17 protein-coding genes are annotated in these 20,710 nt (G+C 58.1%); 9 read left to right on the top strand and 8 right to left on the bottom strand.

Annotation, left to right across the window (positions count from 1 at the left end):
- Positions 1-4 precede the first annotated feature (4 nt).
- A complete protein-coding gene (locus CLM58_RS16365; protein ID WP_095596924.1) occupies positions 5-466 on the bottom strand; it encodes an Lrp/AsnC family transcriptional regulator in 462 nt (153 codons plus the stop codon).
- A 136-nt stretch (positions 467-602) separates the two neighbouring features.
- Between CLM58_RS16365 and CLM58_RS16360 the strand changes: the two genes are divergently transcribed.
- The 5 genes from CLM58_RS16360 to CLM58_RS16340 all read left to right on the top strand — a co-directional run bounded on the left by CLM58_RS16360 (position 603) and on the right by CLM58_RS16340 (position 6,700).
- Complete coding sequence (locus CLM58_RS16360; protein WP_095596923.1) at positions 603-1,841, top strand: thiamine pyrophosphate-dependent enzyme; 1,239 nt, start codon at positions 603-605, stop codon at positions 1,839-1,841.
- Positions 1,838-2,851, top strand: coding sequence for an alpha-ketoacid dehydrogenase subunit beta (locus tag CLM58_RS16355; protein WP_095596922.1), 1,014 nt, complete (start codon positions 1,838-1,840; stop codon positions 2,849-2,851). The genes CLM58_RS16360 and CLM58_RS16355 overlap by 4 nt, the downstream gene beginning before the upstream one ends.
- Position 2,852: 1 nt before the next feature.
- Positions 2,853-4,082, top strand: a complete 1,230-nt coding sequence (locus tag CLM58_RS16350) for a dihydrolipoamide acetyltransferase family protein (protein WP_095596921.1) — start codon at positions 2,853-2,855, stop codon at positions 4,080-4,082.
- A gap of 15 nt (positions 4,083-4,097) precedes the next feature.
- Positions 4,098-5,171, top strand: a complete 1,074-nt coding sequence (locus CLM58_RS16345) for a Glu/Leu/Phe/Val dehydrogenase dimerization domain-containing protein (protein ID WP_095596920.1) — start codon at positions 4,098-4,100, stop codon at positions 5,169-5,171.
- Positions 5,172-5,260: 89 nt separating this feature from the next.
- Entirely contained in the window at positions 5,261-6,700 is a 1,440-nt protein-coding gene (locus CLM58_RS16340) for an aldehyde dehydrogenase family protein (protein ID WP_095596919.1), read from the top strand.
- Here CLM58_RS16340 and CLM58_RS16335 read toward each other — a convergent pair.
- Positions 6,697-7,296 (bottom strand): response regulator transcription factor, encoded by a 600-nt coding sequence (locus tag CLM58_RS16335; RefSeq protein ID WP_095596918.1) that lies wholly within the window; start codon positions 7,294-7,296, stop codon positions 6,697-6,699. The genes CLM58_RS16340 and CLM58_RS16335 overlap by 4 nt on opposite strands.
- Before the next feature lie 19 nt (positions 7,297-7,315).
- Positions 7,316-7,438 (bottom strand): hypothetical protein, encoded by a 123-nt coding sequence (locus tag CLM58_RS17450; RefSeq protein WP_269843649.1) that lies wholly within the window; start codon positions 7,436-7,438, stop codon positions 7,316-7,318.
- Between the two features lie 90 nt (positions 7,439-7,528).
- On the opposite strand from CLM58_RS17450, the gene CLM58_RS16330 reads away from it, so the two are divergent.
- The 4 genes from CLM58_RS16330 to CLM58_RS16315 all read left to right on the top strand — a co-directional run bounded on the left by CLM58_RS16330 (position 7,529) and on the right by CLM58_RS16315 (position 13,330).
- Positions 7,529-10,105 carry a hybrid sensor histidine kinase/response regulator gene (locus CLM58_RS16330; protein ID WP_158221936.1) on the top strand — a complete coding sequence of 859 codons (2,577 nt, stop codon included), beginning with the start codon at positions 7,529-7,531 and terminating at the stop codon, positions 10,103-10,105.
- Positions 10,106-10,334: 229 nt separating this feature from the next.
- Entirely contained in the window at positions 10,335-11,345 is a 1,011-nt protein-coding gene (locus tag CLM58_RS16325) for a glycine betaine ABC transporter substrate-binding protein (RefSeq protein ID WP_095596916.1), read from the top strand.
- Positions 11,346-11,415: 70 nt separating this feature from the next.
- The gene (locus tag CLM58_RS16320; RefSeq protein WP_095596915.1) at positions 11,416-12,303 is read left to right on the top strand and encodes an ABC transporter permease; all 888 of its coding nucleotides are present in this window, start codon (positions 11,416-11,418) and stop codon (positions 12,301-12,303) included.
- The gene (locus tag CLM58_RS16315) at positions 12,296-13,330 is read left to right on the top strand and encodes a quaternary amine ABC transporter ATP-binding protein (protein WP_095596914.1); all 1,035 of its coding nucleotides are present in this window, start codon (positions 12,296-12,298) and stop codon (positions 13,328-13,330) included. The genes CLM58_RS16320 and CLM58_RS16315 overlap by 8 nt, the downstream gene beginning before the upstream one ends.
- Positions 13,331-13,455: 125 nt before the next feature.
- Here the strand turns inward: CLM58_RS16315 and CLM58_RS16310 are convergent, their stop codons facing one another.
- The 5 genes from CLM58_RS16310 to CLM58_RS16290 form a co-directional block, all read right to left on the bottom strand.
- On the bottom strand, positions 13,456-14,535 hold the full coding sequence (locus tag CLM58_RS16310) for a LysM peptidoglycan-binding domain-containing protein (protein WP_158221935.1): 1,080 nt from the start codon (positions 14,533-14,535) through the stop codon (positions 13,456-13,458).
- A gap of 205 nt (positions 14,536-14,740) precedes the next feature.
- Positions 14,741-16,381: a hypothetical protein gene (locus CLM58_RS16305; RefSeq protein ID WP_095596912.1), complete on the bottom strand. Its 1,641-nt coding sequence runs from the start codon at positions 16,379-16,381 to the stop codon at positions 14,741-14,743.
- Positions 16,382-16,439: 58 nt separating this feature from the next.
- Positions 16,440-17,210, bottom strand: coding sequence for a PP2C family protein-serine/threonine phosphatase (locus CLM58_RS16300; protein WP_095596911.1), 771 nt, complete (start codon positions 17,208-17,210; stop codon positions 16,440-16,442).
- A gap of 18 nt (positions 17,211-17,228) precedes the next feature.
- Positions 17,229-18,101, bottom strand: a complete 873-nt coding sequence (locus tag CLM58_RS16295; RefSeq protein WP_229666075.1) for an FHA domain-containing protein — start codon at positions 18,099-18,101, stop codon at positions 17,229-17,231.
- A gap of 58 nt (positions 18,102-18,159) precedes the next feature.
- Positions 18,160-20,676 carry a protein kinase domain-containing protein gene (locus CLM58_RS16290; RefSeq protein WP_095596910.1) on the bottom strand — a complete coding sequence of 839 codons (2,517 nt, stop codon included), beginning with the start codon at positions 20,674-20,676 and terminating at the stop codon, positions 18,160-18,162.
- Positions 20,677-20,710 lie beyond the last annotated feature (34 nt).

Below are 20,710 nucleotides of genomic sequence, written 5' to 3'. Positions count from 1 at the left end.
TCCGTCAGCCTTGGCTGGCGGGCAGGCGGTTGCGCGACACGAACTGGCGCAGAGCAAACCGGGATCTGACGGAACGGATGCCCGGAACGCGTGTCAGTTTGTCCTGCAAAAACCGCTCATAGGCGTGCAGGTCTTCGACCACGACCCGCAGCAGGAAGTCCTGACTGCCGGTCATCAGGAACCCCTGCACGACCTCTTCGAAATCCATCACTTTGCGTTCGAATTCGGCCAGCCCTTCGGCCTGCTGCCGTTCGAGTTCGACCGACACGAAGGTTGTGATCGGATAACCAGCCTGTTCGGGATCGATGATCGCGCTGTAGCGAGAAATGACACCTGCGTCTTCCATCTGGGCGATGCGCTTGCGGCAGGGTGTGGGGGACAGGCCAACCTCTTCCGCCAGCTCTACGATCGGGATTCGCCCGTCTCGGATCAGAACGCTCAGAATGCGGCGGTCGATGTCGTCCATGGTCAATCTCGCTTCAAATGAAACCATCTGTAGTCAATTTAGAATGTATTGGGGGAATTCGGAAGAGTCTTTGGGAAATATCACTCCGGATATCGCGCTATTCTGAAGGGAATAGGTTTTCTTTGGGAGGAATAAGATGCCTAACCCCGCCAAGGCGCGAATAACAATTCCCGAGCCAGAATTTCGCCCCGGTGACGTTCCAGATTATTCAAACGTGAAAATACCCGAGGCCGGGGCCGTGTCCCTGCCGCCTTTGGATGTCGAGCCGCGCTTGCTGCGCAATCATGCCTTCTCGATCATCCGCATTCTTACCCGCGATGGCGAAGCTGTGGGCCCCTGGGCCAATCTTTTGACCGAGGACGAGATGATCGCCGGTCTGCGCCACATGATGACGCTGCGCGTGCTGGACAAACGGATGACCGCGGCGCAGCGGCAAGGCAAGACATCGTTCTATATCGCTCAAACCGGCGAAGAGGCGGTCACCACCGCGTTTCAGCGCGCCCTGTCGCCCGGTGACATGAACTTCCCGACCTATCGGAATGCAGGGCTGTTGGTCGCGCAGGACTACCCGCTGGAAACGATGATGAACCAGATCTTCTCGAACCAGAAAGACCCGCTGGCCGGACGGCAGCTTCCGGTTCTCTATTCGGCGAAAGACTATGGGTTCTTCACAGTCTCGGGCAACCTTGGCACGCAGTTTGTACAGGCGGTCGGCTGGGCTATGGCGGCGGCGATTGATGGCTCTGACAAGATCGCGGCGGGGTGGATTGGCGATGGTTCGACAGCCGAGTCCGATTTCCATTCGGCGATGGTTTTTGCCTCAACGTATAAGCCGCCGGTGGTTCTGAACATTGTCAACAACCAATGGGCCATTTCGACCTTCCAAGGCATAGCGAAGGGCGAGTCCGGGACCTTTGCGGCACGTGGATTGGGGTTTGGAATGGCCTCGCTTCGGGTGGACGGCAATGACTTTCTGGCAGTGCACGCGGTGTCGAAATGGGCGGTCGAGCGGGCGCGTCAGGGGCTTGGCCCAACATTGCTGGAACATGTGACCTATCGTGCCGGCGGGCATTCGACCTCGGACAATCCCGAGGCCTATCGCCCAAAGGCAGAATCCGATGCCTGGCCCTTGGGGGACCCGATTGAGCGTCTGAAGCTGCACCTGATCAAGCGCGGCATCTGGTCGGACGAGCGGCACAAGCAGACAGAAGCTGAAATCACCGACATGGTCGTGACAGCCCAGAAGGCGGCCGAGAAAAACGGCACTTTGAACAGTGGCCCGTTTGCTGAACGCAGCAGCATATTCGAGGGGCTCTATGCAGAGATGCCCTCGCACCTTAAGCGCCAGAAAGAAGCAGCGGAGCAGTCCCTATGACCAACATGTCGATGGTAGAGGCCATCCGCGACGCGCTGGATGTGGTGATGACCAAGGACGACCGCGTGATCGTTTTTGGCGAGGATGTTGGCTATTTCGGTGGCGTGTTTCGCTGTACGCAAGGCCTGCAGGAAAAGCACGGTAAACTACGGTGCTTCGATACGCCGATCAATGAAAGCGGGATCGTTGGTACGGCGATTGGGATGGCGGCCTATGGCCTGCGTCCCTGTATCGAAATTCAGTTCGCTGACTATATGTACCCCGCCTTTGACCAGATATCGCAAGAGGCGTCGCGCATCCGGTATCGTTCGAACGGGGATTTCACCTGTCCGATGGTGATCCGAATGCCAACGGGCGGTGGTATTTTCGGTGGTGAGACCCATAGCCAAAGCCCTGAGGCGCTGTTCACCCATGTGTCCGGGTTGAAGACGGTTTTGCCTTCGAACCCGTATGACGTGAAGGGCATGCTGATCGCCGCGATCGAAGATCCTGATCCGGTGATCTTCTTAGAGCCCAAGCGCCTGTATCACGGACCCTTTGACGGTCACCACGAGGCCGAGGCGAAGACCTGGAAGGGTCACCCCTTGGGTGAGGTGCCCGAGGGGTATTATACCGTGCCGCTTGGCAAGGCGGCCGTCCGGCGCGAAGGCGCAGACGTGACCGTTCTGACCTACGGCACGATGGTGCATGTGGCCTTGGCCGCCGCAGAAGAGCAGGGCGTTGATGCCGAGATCATCGACCTGCGGTCTTTGTTACCGCTGGATCTGGAAACCATCGAGGCCTCGGTGCGCAAGACAGGCCGTTGCGTGGTTGCACATGAAGCGACGCTGACCAGCGGCTTCGGTGCCGAACTCGCTGCGCGCATCCAGAAAGAGTGTTTTTACCATCTTGAGGCACCGGTGCGCCGCGTCGCGGGCTGGGACGTTCCCTATCCTCATGCGCAAGAGTGGTACTATTTCCCCGGCCCTGCTCGGCTGGGACAAGCATTGCTTGAAACGCTGGAGGCATAAGATGGCAGAAACAACGATCAAGCTGCCCGATATCGGTGAAGGCATTGCGGAATCCGAGATCTCGGAATGGATGGTCTCGGTTGGGGATATGATCCGCGAAGATGACCCGCTTGTAACCGTGCTGACCGACAAAGCCGCCGTCGAGATACCGTCCAGTGTGTCCGGCAAGGTGACCTGGTTGGCGGGCGAAGAGGGTGATGTTCTGGCTGTCGGTGCTCCGCTGGTGAAGATCGACGTGATGGATAATGCGCAGGAAGAGCCTGCACAGACGGCCTCGGCCCCCGAACCTGAAGAGATAGCTGAAGAAGACGCTGTTAATGAGGTGCCGCAACCAACTGCGGAGGTCGCCTTGCCCAAGGTCGATCAGGGCAAGGCGCTTGCCGCACCAGCGGTGCGCAAACGCGCCGCAGAGCTGGGGGTCGATCTGTCGACTGTTGCAGGCACCGGACCCGAAGGTCTGGTCAGCCACAATGACCTAGATCGGTTTCTGGCTGGTGGTACGTCCCGGCCAGCGCCTGTGCAGGATCGGGTGACCACAACCAAGATCATCGGTATGCGCCGCAAGATCGCAGAACAGATGGCGCGGTCCCATGCTTCGATCCCGGCGATCACCATTGTCGAAGAGGTCGACGTCACAGAGTTAGAGCGTCTGCGGGCCCAGATGAACGGTGACCGAAAGGATCGCCCCAAGCTGACGCTACTGCCGTTTTTAATCCGTGCCATGGATCGGGCGCGTGCGGTCGTGCCAGAGGTCAACTCGCGCTACGATGACGACGCCGGTGTTCTGGAACAGCACGCCGGAATGCACATCGGTATCGCCACCCAAACCGACAACGGACTTTTGGTGCCAGTGATGCGGAATGCGCAAGCGGCATCAGTCTGGACCATCGCTGCCGAGATCAAGCGGCTGGCAGATGGTGCAAGGGATGGGACGCTGTCGCGCGAAGACCTGTCGGGATCTACCATTACGATCACCTCGCTCGGTCCCTTGGGGGCGATTGCGACCACGCCGATCATCAACCACCCAGAGGTGGCCATTCTGGGGGTGAACCGCAAACAGATGCGACCGCTTTGGGATGGTCAGCAGTTCGTCCCGCGTGAGGTCATGAATGTCTCGGCCAGTTTCGATCACCGGATCATTGATGGCTGGGACGCGGCGCAATTCATTGCGCGACTGAAGCAGGTGCTGGAGACGCCCGCTTTGTTATTTACCCAATCGGAAGAGGCCTGAGGAGCGGAGGATCCCATGAAGATTGAGCAAATTTCGACGCCGACCCATGAAACTGTCATGTCCTGTAACGATCCGGAAAGTGGATTGCAGGCGTTTATTGCTGTCCATGACACGACGCTTGGTCCTTCGCTTGGCGGCTGTCGGATGTGGAAATACGACAGCGCCGCCGATGCCCTTGCAGATGTGTTGCGATTGTCGGCAGGAATGACCGCAAAAGCGGCCTTGGTCGGTGTGCCCTTTGGTGGCGGTAAAGCGGTGATCATGGGGGATCCGCATACAGAAAAGACACCAGAGAAGATGCGTGCCTTCGGGCGCTTCGTCGAGGCTTTGGGCGGGCGGTATATCTCTGCCGAAGACGTAGGGATGTCGCCTGCGGATATGATGATCGCGGCGCAGGAAACCTCTTATATGACTGGTTTGCCGGATGGTCCTTTGGCCAGTGGCGATCCGTCCCCCTACACGGCAGAGCTGGTGTTTCGCTGCATGAAATCTGCACTGCTTCAGGTGTTTGGGGCCTCGGATTTGATTGGACGGCGTGTCGCGGTTCAGGGGCTTGGTCATGTCGGACGCTCTTTGGCCGAAAGGCTGCATCAGGCCGGGGCCCAACTGATCGTGGCCGATATCAACGCCGAAGCCACAGGCTGGGCCGCGGGTACTTTGGGTGCAGAGATCGCAGACCCACAGGCAATCCATCGGGCCGAAGCCGAAATCTTTGCCCCGTGCGCGTTGGGGGGAACGCTGAACGCCGAAACGATCCCAGAGATTTCCGCAGCGATTGTCTGCGGCTCGGCCAACAACCAGCTGGCGGTTGATGCGGATGCCGACCGGCTGGCAGCGCGTGGGATGCTGTATTGCCCGGATTACGTTGTGAATTCCGGAGGGTTGTTAAGCGTGGCGCGCGAGGCGTTGAAGGTTACGGATCTGGATTGGACTTTGCGCAAGCTCGACACCGCGGCAGAGAAGTTCAGCTCTTTACTTGCCTTTGCGCAGCAGAAATCCATTTCTCCGGTCGATGCGGCGGACCAGATGGTAGAGGCGATTTTGCACGAGGCTCGGCAGGGCCCCAGTAAAGAGCGCAACGGCACCTAAGGCCGCCCGAGCAGATCGCTTTCTGATAAGAGCTTGTCACTGCCTCTGCTTTTGCGGCAAATGCCCTGTAAGCGAAAAGGACGGGGCCGATGTCGGGCAGGCTGGACCAGATCTATATCAACGGCGCGTGGCAACGCGTGACAGGGCCAGAGCTGACCCCGTTCGATCCTGCGACAGAGCGTCCAAGCGGCGTACTTGTCTCGGCCCAAGCCGCTCAGGTCACGGAAGCGGTTCAAGCCGCACGCGCAGCCTTTGACGGCGGATGGAACATGGTCTCGCGCGATGAGCGGCTGGCGCTTCTCACGCGATTGAAACAGGCGATGCAAAACCGGGCAGAGCAGTTCGCCCAGACCATCAGCGCCGAGATCGGCACACCGATCGACTTTGCCCGCAGCGGGCAGGTCGATGCGGCAATGGTTCATCTGGATGCGACCATTTCGGCCTTGAAGACGGCACCGTCTGATCAGCCTTTGACCAGCGACCCATATCACCGCGTAAGATATGACCCATTGGGTGTTGCCGCACTGATCACCCCCTGGAACTGGCCCTTAAGCCAAGTGGTGCTGAAACTCGCCGCGGCTTTGGCAGCGGGGTGCACTATGGTGCTGAAGCCTTCCGAATATTCCACCAAAACGGCTGTGTTGCTGACTGAAGCCGTGCATGAGGCGGGGGTGCCTGCCGGGGTATTCAATTTGCTGATCGGCGACCGTGATACCGGGCGTATGCTGGTGACAGAGCCGGGTGTCGACGTGGTGTCCTTTACCGGCTCTACCCGCGCGGGACGCCAGATCGCAGCTGAGGCTGCCGAAGGGCTGGTGCGGACGACGCTGGAACTTGGGGGTAAATCCCCGAATATTCTGTTTAAGGATTGTGATCTTCCCTTGGCCATTCGCCAGGGCATGGCTCATTGCTTCCGAAATGCAGGTCAGTCCTGCAACGCGGCCTCGCGCATGTTTGTTGCACGTGAGATTTATGACCAAGCTGTGGAGCTGGCTCGGGCCGAGGCTGAAGCCACGCAGGTTGGACTGCCTGACCAGCCCGGACCCCATATCGGACCACTTGTAAATGCATCACAGTTTGAACGGGTGCAGGGCCTGATCGAGACTGGTCAGACAGAAGGCGCACGGTTGATTACAGGTGGGCCGGGGCGCATGCCGGGGTTTGAGACAGGTTATTTTGCACGGCCTACGGTATTCGCTGACGTGCGCCCCGAGATGACGCTGTTCCGGGAAGAAGTCTTCGGCCCGGTGCTGACCATGACCCCTTTTGACACCGAAAGCGACGCCGTCGCTTTGGCCAATGCAACGCCATACGGGTTGGCTGCCTATATCCAGACAGCCGACGCAGCCCGCGCCGATCGCGTCGCGCAGGCGCTGCGCGTTGGTATGGTGCAGGTCAACGGAACCAGCCGCGAAAGCGGCGCGCCATTTGGGGGCAGGGGGCAGTCTGGCTGGGGGCGAGAGGCGGGCCTATGGGGTATCCGCGCGTTTCAGGACATCAAGTCGATCAGCGGCACGCGCCGCGTCTAAATCATGTTCCGGTCGCGCGCGATCATCGCCGCATGTGTCCGGTTGCGCGCATTCAGTTTACGGCTAAGCGTCTTGACGTGCAGCTTCACAGTAACTTCCTGAAGCTCTAGGTCCCGGGCGATTTCCTTGTTGGATTGGCCATTGCAGATGCCGCGCAGAACCTCTTTTTCGCGTTCGCTTAGTTCTGGCGCGTTGTGGTTCTCTGTCTGGTGGTACTCTAGCGGGATGAAGGTTTCCCCTTCGGCCATGAAACGCGCGGCGCTGACCAAAGATTTGGCTGACAAGGTTTTCGGGACAAAACCAGCCGCCCCAGCCTCGATCGCTTCGTTCATAACCTTGCGCGGAGCGATGCCAGACAGCAGCGCCACAGGACGCTTTTCATTGGCCTCGATCATCCGGTGCAGACCTTGAAGACCGTCCATGCCCGGCATGTTGTAGTCCAGAAGCACAAGGTCGAAAGAGCCGCTGTCTTCTACGACGCGCATAGCGTCGGTCAGACTGGCTGCGGCGCGCACATCGTCAAAGCCGCTGGATTGCAGGTATTCGACCAAGGCATCGCGGACAAGATCGTGATCATCCGCCACAAGAACGCGCATACTCTTCCCTTCAGGTAATTTACGGCGACAGTTTAACATCGGCTGCGAAGCTGTGAACAGGGGAAATCGTCGCTTCGTCGGGCATGTCATCGTCATACAGCATCGATGAGCGGAAATGAGCCAATCTGGCACTCGTGGCCATTTGGTTCAGGCTGTTTCGGTGTTGGCAATTGCTGGCTTGACCGAACCGAGGTCCAGCAGTGATCATGCGGCTCAACCAAGGAGGCCCCTGATGAACCTTCGGCCCAAACCTTTTGTGCGCATCCTGAGCTGGTTCCGACTGGTAACCGTGATGTTTGCGCTCGTGATCTGTGTTGGCACGATTGTCTTGTTGTACTTTGAGGTCTGGGCAAAATCGCGAGATATCAATTCCCGGATCACCGACAACAGTTATTGGATCCTTGCACAGGCGGATATCCAAATTCTGGAACTGGAACTTGCCATCCATCACGCGCTGGAAAACACGTCGCCAGATCTGGAAAATCTGCGACAGCGCTATAGCGATTTCTACGACCGGGTGGATGTGCTGAAGAAATCCAACGATTTCCAGATGCTGCATTTTTCGAACGGGTTTGAAAAAGACGCGGCACGGCTGACACGGTTTTTTGAAGACACAATGGCCTTCATCGAAGGGCCTGATGATCAATTGATCGCAAACCTGCCCGAGCTCTTGAGCCAAACACAAGACGCTCACGCCTATATGTTGGCGATTACCTCTACCGGGTTGGAGGCTTTTGCGGCAAAGGCGGATGCCAACCGAAACGAGATGTCAGACGCGTTGTCGCGGCTTGGTATGCTGACGACGGCTCAGGTCGCGATCCTTATGATGCTGATCCTTGCTTTGTTGCGGATGTTGCAGGTCGGAGACCGGCAAGCGCGCGAGCAAGCCCTATCCCGTGAGCGTCTGGAAGTGATGGTCAGTACCGCAATCGATGCGATCCTCGTGGTCGGCCATGACGGGAAGATTCAAAACTACAACGGCGCGGCCGAACGCGTATTTGGTTATAAGCGCGAGGATGTTCTGGGGCGTGAAATGTCTGACCTGATCGTTCCACCGCACCTGCGAGAAGCCCACCGGGAAGGTATGAAGCGGTTTCTGAAAACCGGTGTAAGCGAGTTCGTTGGGGGCGGGACCCGAAATCTTGAAGCGATGGACGCCAATGGGCGCATTTTCCCGATCGAGATTTCGGTCAACAAGGCCCAAAGCGAAGGTGGCCTGATCTTCATTGCCTATGCGCGCGATATCTCGGGACGCCTTTCTGCCGAAAAGGCCTTGGTTGAGGCGCGCGACCACGCGGTTGCAGGTGAAAAGGCCAAGGCTCGATTACTTGCGGTCATGAGCCACGAGATGCGAACGCCGCTAAATGGTCTTATCGGGACTTTGGAGCTTCTTGAAAACTCTGAGCTGGATGAAAAACAGTGCAAGCACATTGCAAATATGCATGTTTCCAGCGGCCTGCTTTTGCAACACGTGAACGACGTTCTGGATGTTTCGCGGTTGGATGCAGAAGGTGATGAAGTTCCAATCACCACCTTTGATGGTGTTGAGATTATGGAAGAGGTTTTAGATATCCAAAGTGGTTTTGCTGCTGCTCGCGGTACCGTACTGGAAAACAAGTGCATCAAGAAAGACCTTCGTGGCATGCGGGGCGACCCGCGCAGTCTGCGTCAAGTGCTGCTGAACCTTGTGGGCAACGCCGTGAAATTCACGCTTAATGGATCTGTCACGATCGAGTCAGAGCGGTTACCGGACAGCCGGTGGGTCGAGTTTCGGGTCATCGACACCGGGCGTGGGATTGCAGAAGAAGACCTGCCGCGGATTTTCGACGATTTCGTGACGCTTGATGCAAGCTACGGCCGCCAGACCGGTGGAACCGGACTTGGGCTGGGCATCACGCGCCGGCTTGTCGAAGCGATGGGCGGGCAAATTGGTGTCGAAAGTGAGCTTGGTGAGGGCAGCTTGTTCTGGTTCCGCCTACCTGTGGCCACCAAAGCGCAGCGTTCTGAAGAAGCGCCAGAAGAACCTTCTTCTGAAGAAACTCTGGCAGAGGTGCCCGAGGCGATGAAAGTGCTTCTTGTTGAAGACAACGAGATCAATCGTCTGGTTGCCCGCGAGTTCCTTCAACTTGAGGGCTGCATCGTAACTGAAGCACCTGATGGACAAACGGCCGTAGATCTGGCGAAGCAGCGAGGTTTCGATTTGATCCTCATGGACATCAGCATGCCCGGAATGGATGGGGTAGAGGCGACACGCGCCATTCGTGCACGCAAGGGACCCAACGAAAAGACGAGGATCGTCGCGCTAACCGCGCATGCGATGGAAGAAGAGGTCGCACGGTTCTTGAAGGCGGGCATGTCGCAGGTCGTCGTGAAACCAGCCACCCGCGCCGTTTTGCGGGGGGTTCTTGCAGGATCGCCATTGCCAAAACTGGGCGTCAGCAAGTCCGGGGACACTCTTGTCGAATGGACGACGTTGAAAGAAATGGAAGGCGATTTGGGCCGTGCTCGGGCAGAACAACTGACCCGCGCCTATGTTCGGGAAACGGACCAAGTGCTGGATGCGCTCTGTCGTGATGCAGAAAGCACCGGTACCGAAGAGGAATGCGCCGAGGTTCTGCATCGATTGGCCGGTTCCTCGGCCATGTTCGGGGCATTGGTGCTGCGAGAAGCGTTCCTCGATATGGAATCTCTTTTCCGGGCAGGCTGCGGTGACGAGGCGCTTTCTAGAAAAGATGACCTTAAGTCACTTTGGGCAAGTACCCGGAGTGAGTTGATAAATTTCTGTGAAACAGAGCTTGTAAACTCTTAATTTAACAGATTTTTCCCCTGTTTTCAGGTGAAACGCCAGTCTTTGCAAAATTGTGACAGGTTGGCTGTTTACAGCTTGGCTTGAAATATGTTCGGATGGGGCGCGCCCGATCCAGTGACACCACTCACGCAAGGTCCTGAGGTCGGGAAATCAGCCGGGAGGGCTGGTGACGGGGTGTGAAGCCGAAAGAACACGGCCCGTTGAGCCAATGATTTGGGGAGAGTATTCCATGAAAAAGTCGTTTTATCGCACCTTGGGTGTGGCCGGTCTAATTGCGTCTGCTGCAAGCATGGCGGCCGCGGATGAGTGCGGTGAGATTTCAATTGCGGAAATGAACTGGGCCTCGGCCGAGCTTATGGCCAATGTCGACGCCATCATTCTGGAAGAGGGTTTCGGCTGCGAGGTCGAGCTAATTCCGGGTGCAACGCAAACCACTTTTGCATCGATGAACGAAAAAGCGCAGCCTGATGTCGCGCCTGAACTTTGGATCAACGCGGTACGTGACCCGCTGACCAAAGCCATCGAAGAAGGTCGTATGCAGTCTGCCATCGAAGGTCCGATCACGGGTCTGGGTGAAGGCTGGTGGGTGACAGCTGCGTTTGCAGAGGCACATCCAGAGCTGAACACCGTCGAGAAGCTTCTAGAGCATCCAGAGCTCTTCCCCTATGTCGAAGACGAATCCAAAGGCGCCTTCATGGGCTGTCCGGCGGGCTGGGGTTGTCAGTTGTCGAATGCCAACCTGTTCCGCGCCTATGACATGGAAAACAAAGGCTGGGTTCTGGTTGATCCGGGTTCGGCTGCCGGTCTGGATGGCGCGATTGCCAAAGCGTCCGAGCGTGGTGAACCTTGGTTCGGTTACTATTGGGCACCCACCGCCGTCATCGGCAAATACAGCCTGAAATTGCTGGAATGGGAAACCCCGTGGGGTGGTTCGGAAAACTGGGATGCCTGCATTGTAAAACCAGAGCAGGATTGCCTGGATCCCCAGCCGACGTCTTACACTGAATCCGAAGTTCACACCGTCGTCACCGACAAGCTAAGCAAGTCGGGCAGCCCGGCACTTGGCTATTTCCAGAAGCGCGTCTTCCCCGGTGAAGCCATGAACGCGATGCTGGTCTACATGACCGACAATCAAGCGTCGGGTGAAGATGCCGCGTATGAGTTCCTTGCGACCATGGAAGATGTCTGGACCGCATGGGTCCCCGCAGACGTCGCTGAAAAGGTCAAAAAGGGTCTCTAAGAGATCAAACGTTAAAAAAGGGGCGGCATTGCAGTGCATTGCCGCCCCTATAATATGACAGGAGGGCAGTATGGAATTTCTGACAGAGTTCCCTGAAATGGGGCGTCGGGACTTGTCGCAACTGCGGCAGGGGATAGACGAGGGCTTCAAGACGTTTTCGCGTACATATGGCGAGCAATTGGAAGCGTTTTTCTCTCCACTGCTGAAATTCATGGTCTGGTTTGAAAAGCTTCTGCTGGCGGCACCTTGGCCGATCATCATCCTGATCATTGGGGCGCTGGCATGGGCCGGGTCTCGGTCTTGGAAAGTCACCACAGGTGGCGTTTTGGCCTTTCTTGCAATCGGCTATTTCGGGATGTGGGAAGACACGATGGCGACGTTGGCCATCATCTCTGTTGCCACGATTCTGTGTATCGCGCTGGGAATTCCCATTGGTATCATGATGGCGCGGTCTGATCGGATGCAGGCTTTGATTACGCCCATTCTGGACGTCATGCAGACGATCCCAAGCTTTGTATACCTGATCCCGGTTGTGATGCTTCTGGGGATCGGAAAGGTGCCGGGCCTTATCGCCGTCTGTATCTACGCGATCCCGCCGATTGTGCGCCTGACCAACCTTGGTATCCGCTTGGTCGACCGCGAGGTTCTGGAAGCGGCAGAGGCCTTTGGTGCCTCGCACCGGCAAAAGCTGTTCGGGGTGCAGATCCCGCTGGCCCTGCCCAACATTTTCGCTGGCGTGAACCAGACGATCATGATGGCGCTGTCGATGGTTGTGATTGCCTCGATGATCGGTGTGAAGGGACTTGGGGTGCCCGTTCTAAGGGCGATCTCGAACCAGTATCTCGCGCTTGGCCTGATGAACGGTTTGGCGATCGTGGCCTTGGCCATCATCTTTGACCGCGTCAGCCAGAGCTATGGTAAGCGCCTGCAAAGCTACCGGGAGAGTGGCCATGAGTGAGGCTGAAACCAAGATCAAAATCCGGAACCTGTACAAGGTTTTCGGATCGAACCCGAAGCGGGCCATGAAGCACGTGCACGGCGGTTTGACCAAGGCAGAGCTGTTGGAAAAGCACAAACATGTCTTGGGCTTGAAGGACATCACGCTTGATATCAAAGCGCGTGAGCTTCAGGTGATTATGGGCCTTTCGGGTTCCGGTAAATCGACCCTGATCCGCCATTTCAACCGGCTGATCGAGCCTACCGAAGGCAGTATCGAGATCGATGGCGACGACGTCATGGCCTATGGAGAAAAGCGTCTGCGAGATCTGCGGCGTTTCAAGATGTCCATGGTGTTCCAGCGGTTCGGACTGTTGCCGCACCGGACCGTGCAAGAGAACGTCTCTTACGGGTTGGAAATCCAAGGGGTAGATCAGGACGAAGCTTCGAAAAGGGCGGCTCACTGGATCGACCGGGTTGGCCTGTCAGGGTTCGAGGCGAACTATCCTGTGCAACTTTCCGGCGGCATGCAGCAGCGTGTGGGCCTAGCCCGAGCTTTGGCCACCGATGCAGAGATCCTGCTGATGGACGAGGCCTTCTCGGCCCTCGACCCGCTGATCAGAACCGACATGCAGTCGATCCTGCTGGAGCTTCAGGAAGAGTTGCACAAGACCATCGTCTTCATCACGCACGACCTTGATGAGGCCCTGCGCATCGGGGACAACATCGCGATCTTGCGCGATGGCGAACTGGTGCAAAGTGGTGACGGGCAGGACATCGTCCTGCATCCGGCAGACGACTACATCGCGGACTTCACCAAAGAGATCAACCGGGCCAAGGTTGTTCGCTTGCGTGCGATTGCGCAGCCGATCAGCGGCGAGGCCCCAACAGGCGAGCCGATGCCCGACAGCACCGTTCTGGAAGTAGCCCTGCAGAAACTTACCGAGGCCGAAGGGCATATCCTGCCTGTCAGCAACAAGGCAGGGCAGGTGACGGGTCAGGTACATCTGGCTGACGCGGTCGCGGCATTGCAGTCACCGCACGCCTGAGAATTTTTTCCAAATGAATTGAAGGCCCTGCTGTCACAACAGCGGGGCCTTTTCCGTTTGGCGTCCCCGCAAAAGAAAACGGCCCGCACAAGGCGGGCCGTTCACGAAGGTCGATCATAGCGGTCTTAGTTGGTGACCAGCTGCTGGTTGTACTCTGCCAGCGACGAAGAGATGATCTGGAACCACTCGCCGGTTTCACGCATCTCGTTCAGACCACGGTTCATCATCAGGATGTACTGACGGCCGAAGGGGTTCGACTTGTGTGCCAGGAAGGACATCGACAGAACTTTCGACAGGTTCGGGTTGTCGATGACTTCGTCTTCGATCTGCAGTTCGTTGATAACGGCAGCGGCCGACTGAACTTCGATGCCGACAACGTCCACGCCACCGCGCATCAGCTCTTCAAAGCAGTCTTCCGCGGTTTTCGGACGTACCAGAGTTACCAGCGGCGGCTGCAAGCCTTCTTCTTCCAGATCGAAGGTCAGCTGCGATTCAACGCGGCAGAAGCGGGCACCGGTGAAGTCACGGAATTCAACAGCTTCTTCATAGGCCGAGCCAACTTTGGTGTAGTAGCCCATAACGGTCTCGTAAACCGGAACCGATGCGTCGAACTCGTTACACTGGCGCTTACTGGTGGGCGACAGAACGTTCATCTTGTTGCAATCAGGCATGTACCAGCCAAGGCTGATGTCAAAGGCGCCCGAGGGCAGCAGAACGTCCAAGTGTGCACCCAGATCTTCGACATAGGCCAGCGAGAAGTCGCGATCATTACCGCCACGACGCAGCGCGGTGGTTGCCAGACGCGGCAGGAAGCCACCGCCGGTCAGCTTTTCTTCCGAGAAGGGCGCCCAGCCCGAACCGGTCAGAAGCTTGATCGGAGGGTTGTAGCCCGCAGCCGAAGAACCAGAGTTCTCGGGCACGACGTTGATTGCCAGCGAAGCACCATTCAGGTCGTCCGCACAGGGCATAGCCAGAACCATACCGGGGGCCAGGTTGTTGGGGTTGCCACCAAGGACATCGCGGTTGGCGTTGAAGATCGCCTGATAGTCGAACGAACCGTAGGCCGCCGCTGCGATGGAGCCAAGCGAGTCGCCGGCCTGAACAGTATAGTCGCCGCAGGCCTGTTGCGCTGCTGCAGCCACCGGCAGAGCGGCTGCAAGGCCGACACCTGCGAGGATGGATTTGGTCATAGTCTTGATGGTCATCTCTACGAAACTCCTCATTCTCGTTTCTTTGGCCGCTTGTCGGGTCCGTCTTGGGCCGCGCGACCGTGGTCTCTGTTAAAGATCCCTTCACCACGGTCGTTCGGGGATTTGGTTTTTCCTGGCAATCAATTGAGCGGTTGATTGTGGCAATTCTGGGAATAGCTCGCGGCAAATCCCGGGTTTGTTGATCTTTCTGTGCCTATTCCTAGTTCGAGTGTCGGGCCGCTTGCGCCTTCAGCCCGGTCGAGACGATGTGATACCACTCGCCGCTGTCACGCATGATCTGCAGACCCGCATTCAGCATCCGCATATAGTTGGTCACTTCGGGGTTGGATTTGTGGATCATCACGTTCAACGTGTCGATGTGAGCAAGGTTCGGGTTCTCGACAATCTCGCTGGTCAGTTCCAGCTTTTCGATGGCTTCCCATGCAGCCTTCGACCCCATCGAAACCACGTCGACATTGCCCGCAGCAAGCTCGCGGAAGCAATCCAGCGCCATTTCGGGGCGGCTTAGTGTGATGGTCGGTTCTGTCAGGCCGGCGGTGGTCAGTGGCGCCAGCGAGTAAGACGCCGGGCGGCAGATGCGAGCTCCGTCGAACTGGGTGTATTTGAACGCGTTGCTATAGCTGCTGTCGTTCAGCGTGTAATAGCCGTTCACGACCTCGTAGTAGGGATCAGAGAAGACGAAGTTCTCACAACGGAACTTGTCGGTCTCGGACAGGGTGACTTCGACCTCGCAATTCGGACGGGTCCACGGGAAGCCCGCGTCAAAGATATTCGCCGGCAGCAGGTCTTCGACATGCGAACCCCAGTCGTTGATCACGAACAGTCGATATTCCATGTCAGGCGCGGCGCGGGCGATGGCTGTTTCAACCAGTTGGGTAAACAGGCCGCCGCCGGGCAGGCTTTCGTCAGTGTAGGGGGCGAAATCATTGCCGGTGACAAGGGTCATCGGCGGCAGGTCCATGACATCTTCGCGGGTCTTTTGGGCGATCTCTTCCGAACGCGCAGCGGCGATGGCCGCGGATTCAAGCTCTGCGGCGCGACGTTCTGCCTGAGCAATCGCACGTGCGGCGTCGGCTTTAGCCTGTGCTGCTTCGGCCTGCGCAGCCTTGGCCATCTGCTCCATCCGGGCTTCGGCTTCAGCGGCGGTCTTGGCTTCTGCAAGTGCTGCCGCGGTTTCCGCCTGCGCAGCTTTCATGTCGGCTTCGGCACGGGCGCGGGCAGCAGTTTCTTCTTCCAACCGAGCCTGGGCTAGTTCAGCAGCACGGGCTTCGGATTCAGCCTTGGCGCGGGCGATCTCTGCTTCGGTGGTCGCAGCCTGCACGGCCTCTTCGGCGGCCTTGGCTTCGGCTTCGGCGGTCACACGGGCCTGTTCTGCTTTGGAACGTGCGGCTTCGGCGTCGGCACGGGCACGGGCGGCTTCAGCGGCAGCAGCTTTGGCGTCTGCTTCGGCATCGGCCCGAGCCTGCTCAGCTTGGGTCGTGGCACGGGCAGCTGCGTCAGCAGCGGCTTTGGCGTCAGCCTCGGCCTTTGCCAGCGCCTCTGCGGCTTCAGCTGCGGCCTTTGCGGCTTCGCTGCTTTGAGCCGATTTCAGCGAGGGCAGGGTGCCGTCTTCACAAGGCAGCTCGAGCTTTGCACCCAGCCTGATCAGGTTGGGGTCATTCCCGATGACGCTTCGGTTGGCGTCCCAGATCAGCTGGTAATTCGGCGAACCGTAGGCCGCGCGTGCAATCTTGCGAAGGCCGTCGTTTGGGCGAACTTCGTATATGGAGCAGGCCTCTTGCGCATAAACTGCGATCGGAGCGAATGACAGTGCCAAACAGGTCGAGGCAAGTTTTTTCATCTTTGTCGTTATCCTTGTGGGTCGACTTTTGAAGTTGAGGCCCTGCAGGGCGCGATACTTAGCTCACCTTGATGACGGCGAATGAGATGTTGTCTTGGTCAGGATCATCCAGCTGCTGAAGGCCATCCAGAAGAGCCGAGGCCAGGCGCTCGCTGCTTTCGGATTTGTGCTTGGCGACAATGGCCTTGATGGTGTCATGCTCAAGGAACTGCAGTCCGTCGCTGGAGACGATCAGGATATTGCCAGCCGCAAGGCTCATCGGAGATTTCCGGCAATCGATCTTGGGGATTTGCGCGCCCATCAGAACTGATGTCAGGCAGTTGCGGTCCGGGTGGGTGCGGGCGGTTTCCGCGTCGATCATCCCGGCCTTGGCCATAAGGTCGATCTGAGGGGCCATCGAATGGTCCTCGTTCAGCTGTTCCAGTTCTTCGCCATCAAACAGATAAAGCGGCGAATCTCCGACAGAGACCCAGTAAAGCGCGCCGTCCTGTACCACCGGTGCAACAAGCGTGGCGCCCATGCCCTGTGTGTCGCGGTTCTTGGACACATATTCTGCGATCGAGGCATTCGCTGCCTCTGCCGAGTCCTTCAGAAGCTGAGGGATCTCGCCAATTCCTCCGCTGGAAAGGTGCTTGCGCAGACTGTTGGCCATTTCGGTTACGACAATTTCGCTGGCAATGTCCCCTGCGGCATGCCCGCCCATGCCATCGGCAAGCACGACATACCCGACACCGGACTCTGCAGAGAAATCTACAGTGACTGCATCTTCCTGGTATTCTCGTCGACCGCGATCAATTGCTGCGGCCACATCAAAGGTCAAATTGCTCATTGGACTGCTCTTGTTTGTTTATTCGTCTTCTGCCCAGGTGAAGTCTTCGCCGCACAGGGCGACAAAGTGCAGCGTGGTTTCGCTGATACGGATTTCGTCGCCGTTTGAAAGCTCTTCGGTGCTTAGGACCGGCTTGCCATTAAGGCGTACGATGTTGGCTTTGCCGCCGTGGCCAAGGAAGAACTTGCGCTCTTCGTCGTCAAAGGCGATCGCCGCGTGGTTCGCGCGCGAGATACCGTTGTCGCCAAAATCCAGCTGTACCGACTGGTCATCGCCGCGCCCGATCTGGGACACGCCTGCTTGCAGGCTGACTTGGGCACCACGGCCGGGGCCTTTGGAGATCACCAGCCAACCAACGGGGAATTCCACGTCGTTTTTGGTCGAGGCTTCTTGGTCGGTCTGGCCACCCGCAAAAATGTCCTCAATCCGTCCGTCCGAACGTTCGAAGCCAAGGAAAGTGGTCTTGACGCGTGCGTTTCGACGACGCGGTGCCGGCGAAATCTCGGGCTCTGCCGCGACTGCCGGTGCTGCCGGAGCCTCTGGAACAGGGGCGGGGTCAGGCTGTGCCGCGATGGGTTCGGATAGGAACAGAGGGCTCTCGTCTTTCGGTTCCTCGGCGACAGGTTCGGAATGTACCTGCGGTTTGGGCCTTGGGACGGGCGCAAAAGCGCTTTCTGCGGCCGAGGCCTCCTGCGCATCTTCCGTTTTGATCATATCGGCGATGTCCTGAACCTCCGGGGTCTCCTTTGCAGGGGCCGTCTCAGCCAGCAACTCCAGAGGCGAACGGACTTTGGCCTCGCCTTCGTCTTGGGCTGCCTTGCGGCGCGAAACGAGGTCGAAGGAAAACCCTCGGGATGTCCCGGTGTCGGATGTGCTTTTACGTCTGATCACTAGCCTTACTCCTTAACAAACCTGGTGGTACTGCGCGGCAGCGCCACCGGGTCATAAATTACTTCAATGCCATGTTTGCGACCGCACGGCTGGTGCCGCGCTGGACGTCGAATTGTGCTGTGCTGGCACCATTGGTGACGAGATCACCCAGGGCCTGCTCAAGCGAACGAGCGCCAGTCAACGCTGTGCCCGTGGTGCGCTCGTTCAGAAGAACGTCGCCGAACTGCAGACCGGTAGAGCCCGGTCCGGTTCTGGTCACCTTGGTGGTCCACTTGCCCGAGACAAGGCTGGATTCCAGCTCGATCCCGTTGTCCAGAACCACGTTGCGTTTGGCCGACAGTGTCAAAGCGTCAATGGCCGTATTCTGCGCGCCGACTTTTTTGATCGTTACCGGCGTGCGCACGATGCCCGAGGGGTCGACACTGCGGTTCTCGAGCACCATCGATGCGATCGACGTTGCGGCGGTGACCGCTTCACCGTTCACTTTATGGATTTCGATCCCCTCTTCGACCCACGATCCGGCCGCACCTGCAGCGGAGCTGTCAGAGATCGAGGTGATCAGTGCAACAACGTTGCCCTGACGCCGGGTGACGGTCACATTGAACGGAAGATCGACAGCCCAGCTTGCCTCGGTCACCTGAACCGGCGTCGAACCTTGGTCCGAAGATCTGGTTGCAGGGCGTGCGAACCCGGTCGAACCATTTCCGACGATGTTCGCGAACAGCGCATTGCTGTCCTGCGTTTCGGCCCGGGGCGCAACAGACGGGGCGCGGGTGGTCAGGCTAAAGCTGGACGTAGAACTGGTCCGGGCCTGAACGTTCGAACGCGACGTTGTGGTGCTGGGTGTTTGGCTCCGCGATTGCGAGGCGAGGAAGTCGGTAAAGCTGTTAGCCCCACCCGAAGAGAAGGACGAAGTGCTTGAGGTGGTGCTCGACGCCTGTGAATTCGTGGTCGTAGGTGTGGGCGCCGGACGTGCGGGCGTCGTGGTCGCGCGGGCAGTTGTTGCCGGGCGCGACGCAGTTGTTGGACTCGACGCTGTTGTTGTCGGTGACGTGGTGACGCGCGCGGTTGGTTGCGAACGTGTCGTCGACGTGCCCGGGGTGGTCGCAATAATGTCAGCAAACGAAGTCGCGCTTGGTCGGCTGGCCGAGCTCGATGCTTGCGTGTTTGTGGCGGGCCGTGTCGTGCTTGGGCTTGACGCGCTTGTGGTTGGCGCGCGCTGCGTAACCGGAGTGGGTTTCGCAGCCGGAGCTGTTTCCGGTTTCGCGGCAGCGGTTGCCACTGGTTCCTGGGCCGGCGCCTCTTGAGAAGTTTCTGCCGGTTTCGGAGTGGTTGCAGTCGTCGCGGTTGCTGTCTCGACGGGTTTGGGTGCTGGCTTGGAAATTACTGTCGGCTCAGCAGTAACGGTCACCTCTTCCGAGCTGCTGGACATCAGGAAGAAACCGACACCTGCCGCAATTGCAACAGCCGCAGCCGTTCCCAAAAGAGCAACCTTGGAGCCGCCGCCAGAACTTTTGGCCGCTTTCGGGGCCGAGGCTGCTTGCGCACTTTGTTTGGTCGCTGTCGGTGTTGGGGCAGCTTCTTTTGCCGCGGATTTTGCTTTGGGCGCTGCGGCTTTTTCGGTTTTCAGCGGGACAACCTTTTCGGTCGACGCGCCTTGGAACATGTCCAGCCATTCCTGGGCATTCTGCAAGCGCTGTGCCGGAACGGTCTGCATCGCCTTATCGATCGCTTCCAGGAAACCATCGGGATAGCCGTTGATCGATCCTGCAAGCGGAACATAGGGGTCGCCACGACCTTCAGCGACAGCAGCCAAACGTACCTGGCTGTTGATCGGCGCTTCGTTCTTGATCACGTGATACAACGATGCGGCCAAAGCGTAGAGGTCGCTCCACGGACCTTGCTGGCTGCCTGCGACGTAAAATTCCTGTGGCGAGTACCCGTCCTTGACGACGCGCAGCGCCGACAGCGCGCGGCTGGCTTTGGTGGCCTGCTCGCGGGCGGCGCCAAAGTCGATCAGGATCGGCTCGCCATCTTTTTGCATCAGGATGTTGTCGGGCGAGATATCACGGTGAAGAACGTCGTTGTCATGAACGAATGCCACAGCCGACAGAAGCTTCTTGGTGATGTTTACAACCTCTTCAGGCTTGATGCTGAACGCGGGGTCTTCGATCAGATCAAGAAGGTCACGACCATCGACATAGTCGATCGCCATATAAGCGGTCTCGTTGTCTTCGAAGACTTGGTGCACGCCGACAATATTCGGATGAACCAGTTTCGCCAGACTGCGAGCCTCTTGCATGAACAGCTTTACGACCGAACGGAACTCGTTCTGGTGTGCGCGGGACCGCGCGGCAACGATCGCTTTGCTGCGACGGCAGAAAGACCCCGGGAAACACTCCTTGATCACGATTCTACGATCAAGGCTGTCCTTCGCCAGGTACGTGATGCCGAAACCGCCGCTGTTGAGGAAGCTGTCGATCGTATACTGACCCTGAAGCAGCTGAGTGCCAGGCTTCAGTTCATCAACATATTCCTTCTCGGTTTCTGCGCCGTCCATCTTCTGCTGTTGCATAGCCGTCACCCCTGACTGCGTTCCGATTTGTTCT

The organism is Actibacterium pelagium, from assembly GCF_002285415.1.
Lineage (GTDB): Bacteria > Pseudomonadota > Alphaproteobacteria > Rhodobacterales > Rhodobacteraceae > Actibacterium_B > Actibacterium_B pelagium.
This window is presented reverse-complemented; position numbering and strand designations above follow the sequence as displayed.

Bases quoted from the DNA above. Each gene is read 5' to 3' on its own strand.
- CLM58_RS16360 (WP_095596923.1), top strand. From the start codon at position 603: ATGCCTAACCCCGCCAAGGCGCGAATAACAATTCCCGAGCCAGAATTT.
- CLM58_RS16305 (WP_095596912.1), bottom strand. From the start codon at position 16,381: ATGAAAAAACTTGCCTCGACCTGTTTGGCACTGTCATTCGCTCCGATC.
- CLM58_RS16330 (WP_158221936.1), top strand. From the start codon at position 7,529: ATGAACCTTCGGCCCAAACCTTTTGTGCGCATCCTGAGCTGGTTCCGA.
- CLM58_RS16365 (WP_095596924.1), bottom strand. From the start codon at position 466: ATGGACGACATCGACCGCCGCATTCTGAGCGTTCTGATCCGAGACGGG.
- CLM58_RS16350 (WP_095596921.1), top strand. From the start codon at position 2,853: ATGGCAGAAACAACGATCAAGCTGCCCGATATCGGTGAAGGCATTGCG.
- CLM58_RS16300 (WP_095596911.1), bottom strand. From the start codon at position 17,210: ATGAGCAATTTGACCTTTGATGTGGCCGCAGCAATTGATCGCGGTCGA.
- CLM58_RS17450 (WP_269843649.1), bottom strand. From the start codon at position 7,438: ATGGCCACGAGTGCCAGATTGGCTCATTTCCGCTCATCGATGCTGTAT.
- CLM58_RS16325 (WP_095596916.1), top strand. From the start codon at position 10,335: ATGAAAAAGTCGTTTTATCGCACCTTGGGTGTGGCCGGTCTAATTGCG.
- CLM58_RS16345 (WP_095596920.1), top strand. From the start codon at position 4,098: ATGAAGATTGAGCAAATTTCGACGCCGACCCATGAAACTGTCATGTCC.
- CLM58_RS16315 (WP_095596914.1), top strand. From the start codon at position 12,296: ATGAGTGAGGCTGAAACCAAGATCAAAATCCGGAACCTGTACAAGGTT.
- CLM58_RS16290 (WP_095596910.1), bottom strand. From the start codon at position 20,676: ATGCAACAGCAGAAGATGGACGGCGCAGAAACCGAGAAGGAATATGTT.
- CLM58_RS16335 (WP_095596918.1), bottom strand. From the start codon at position 7,296: ATGCGCGTTCTTGTGGCGGATGATCACGATCTTGTCCGCGATGCCTTG.
- CLM58_RS16355 (WP_095596922.1), top strand. From the start codon at position 1,838: ATGACCAACATGTCGATGGTAGAGGCCATCCGCGACGCGCTGGATGTG.
- CLM58_RS16320 (WP_095596915.1), top strand. From the start codon at position 11,416: ATGGAATTTCTGACAGAGTTCCCTGAAATGGGGCGTCGGGACTTGTCG.
- CLM58_RS16310 (WP_158221935.1), bottom strand. From the start codon at position 14,535: ATGACCATCAAGACTATGACCAAATCCATCCTCGCAGGTGTCGGCCTT.
- CLM58_RS16340 (WP_095596919.1), top strand. From the start codon at position 5,261: ATGTCGGGCAGGCTGGACCAGATCTATATCAACGGCGCGTGGCAACGC.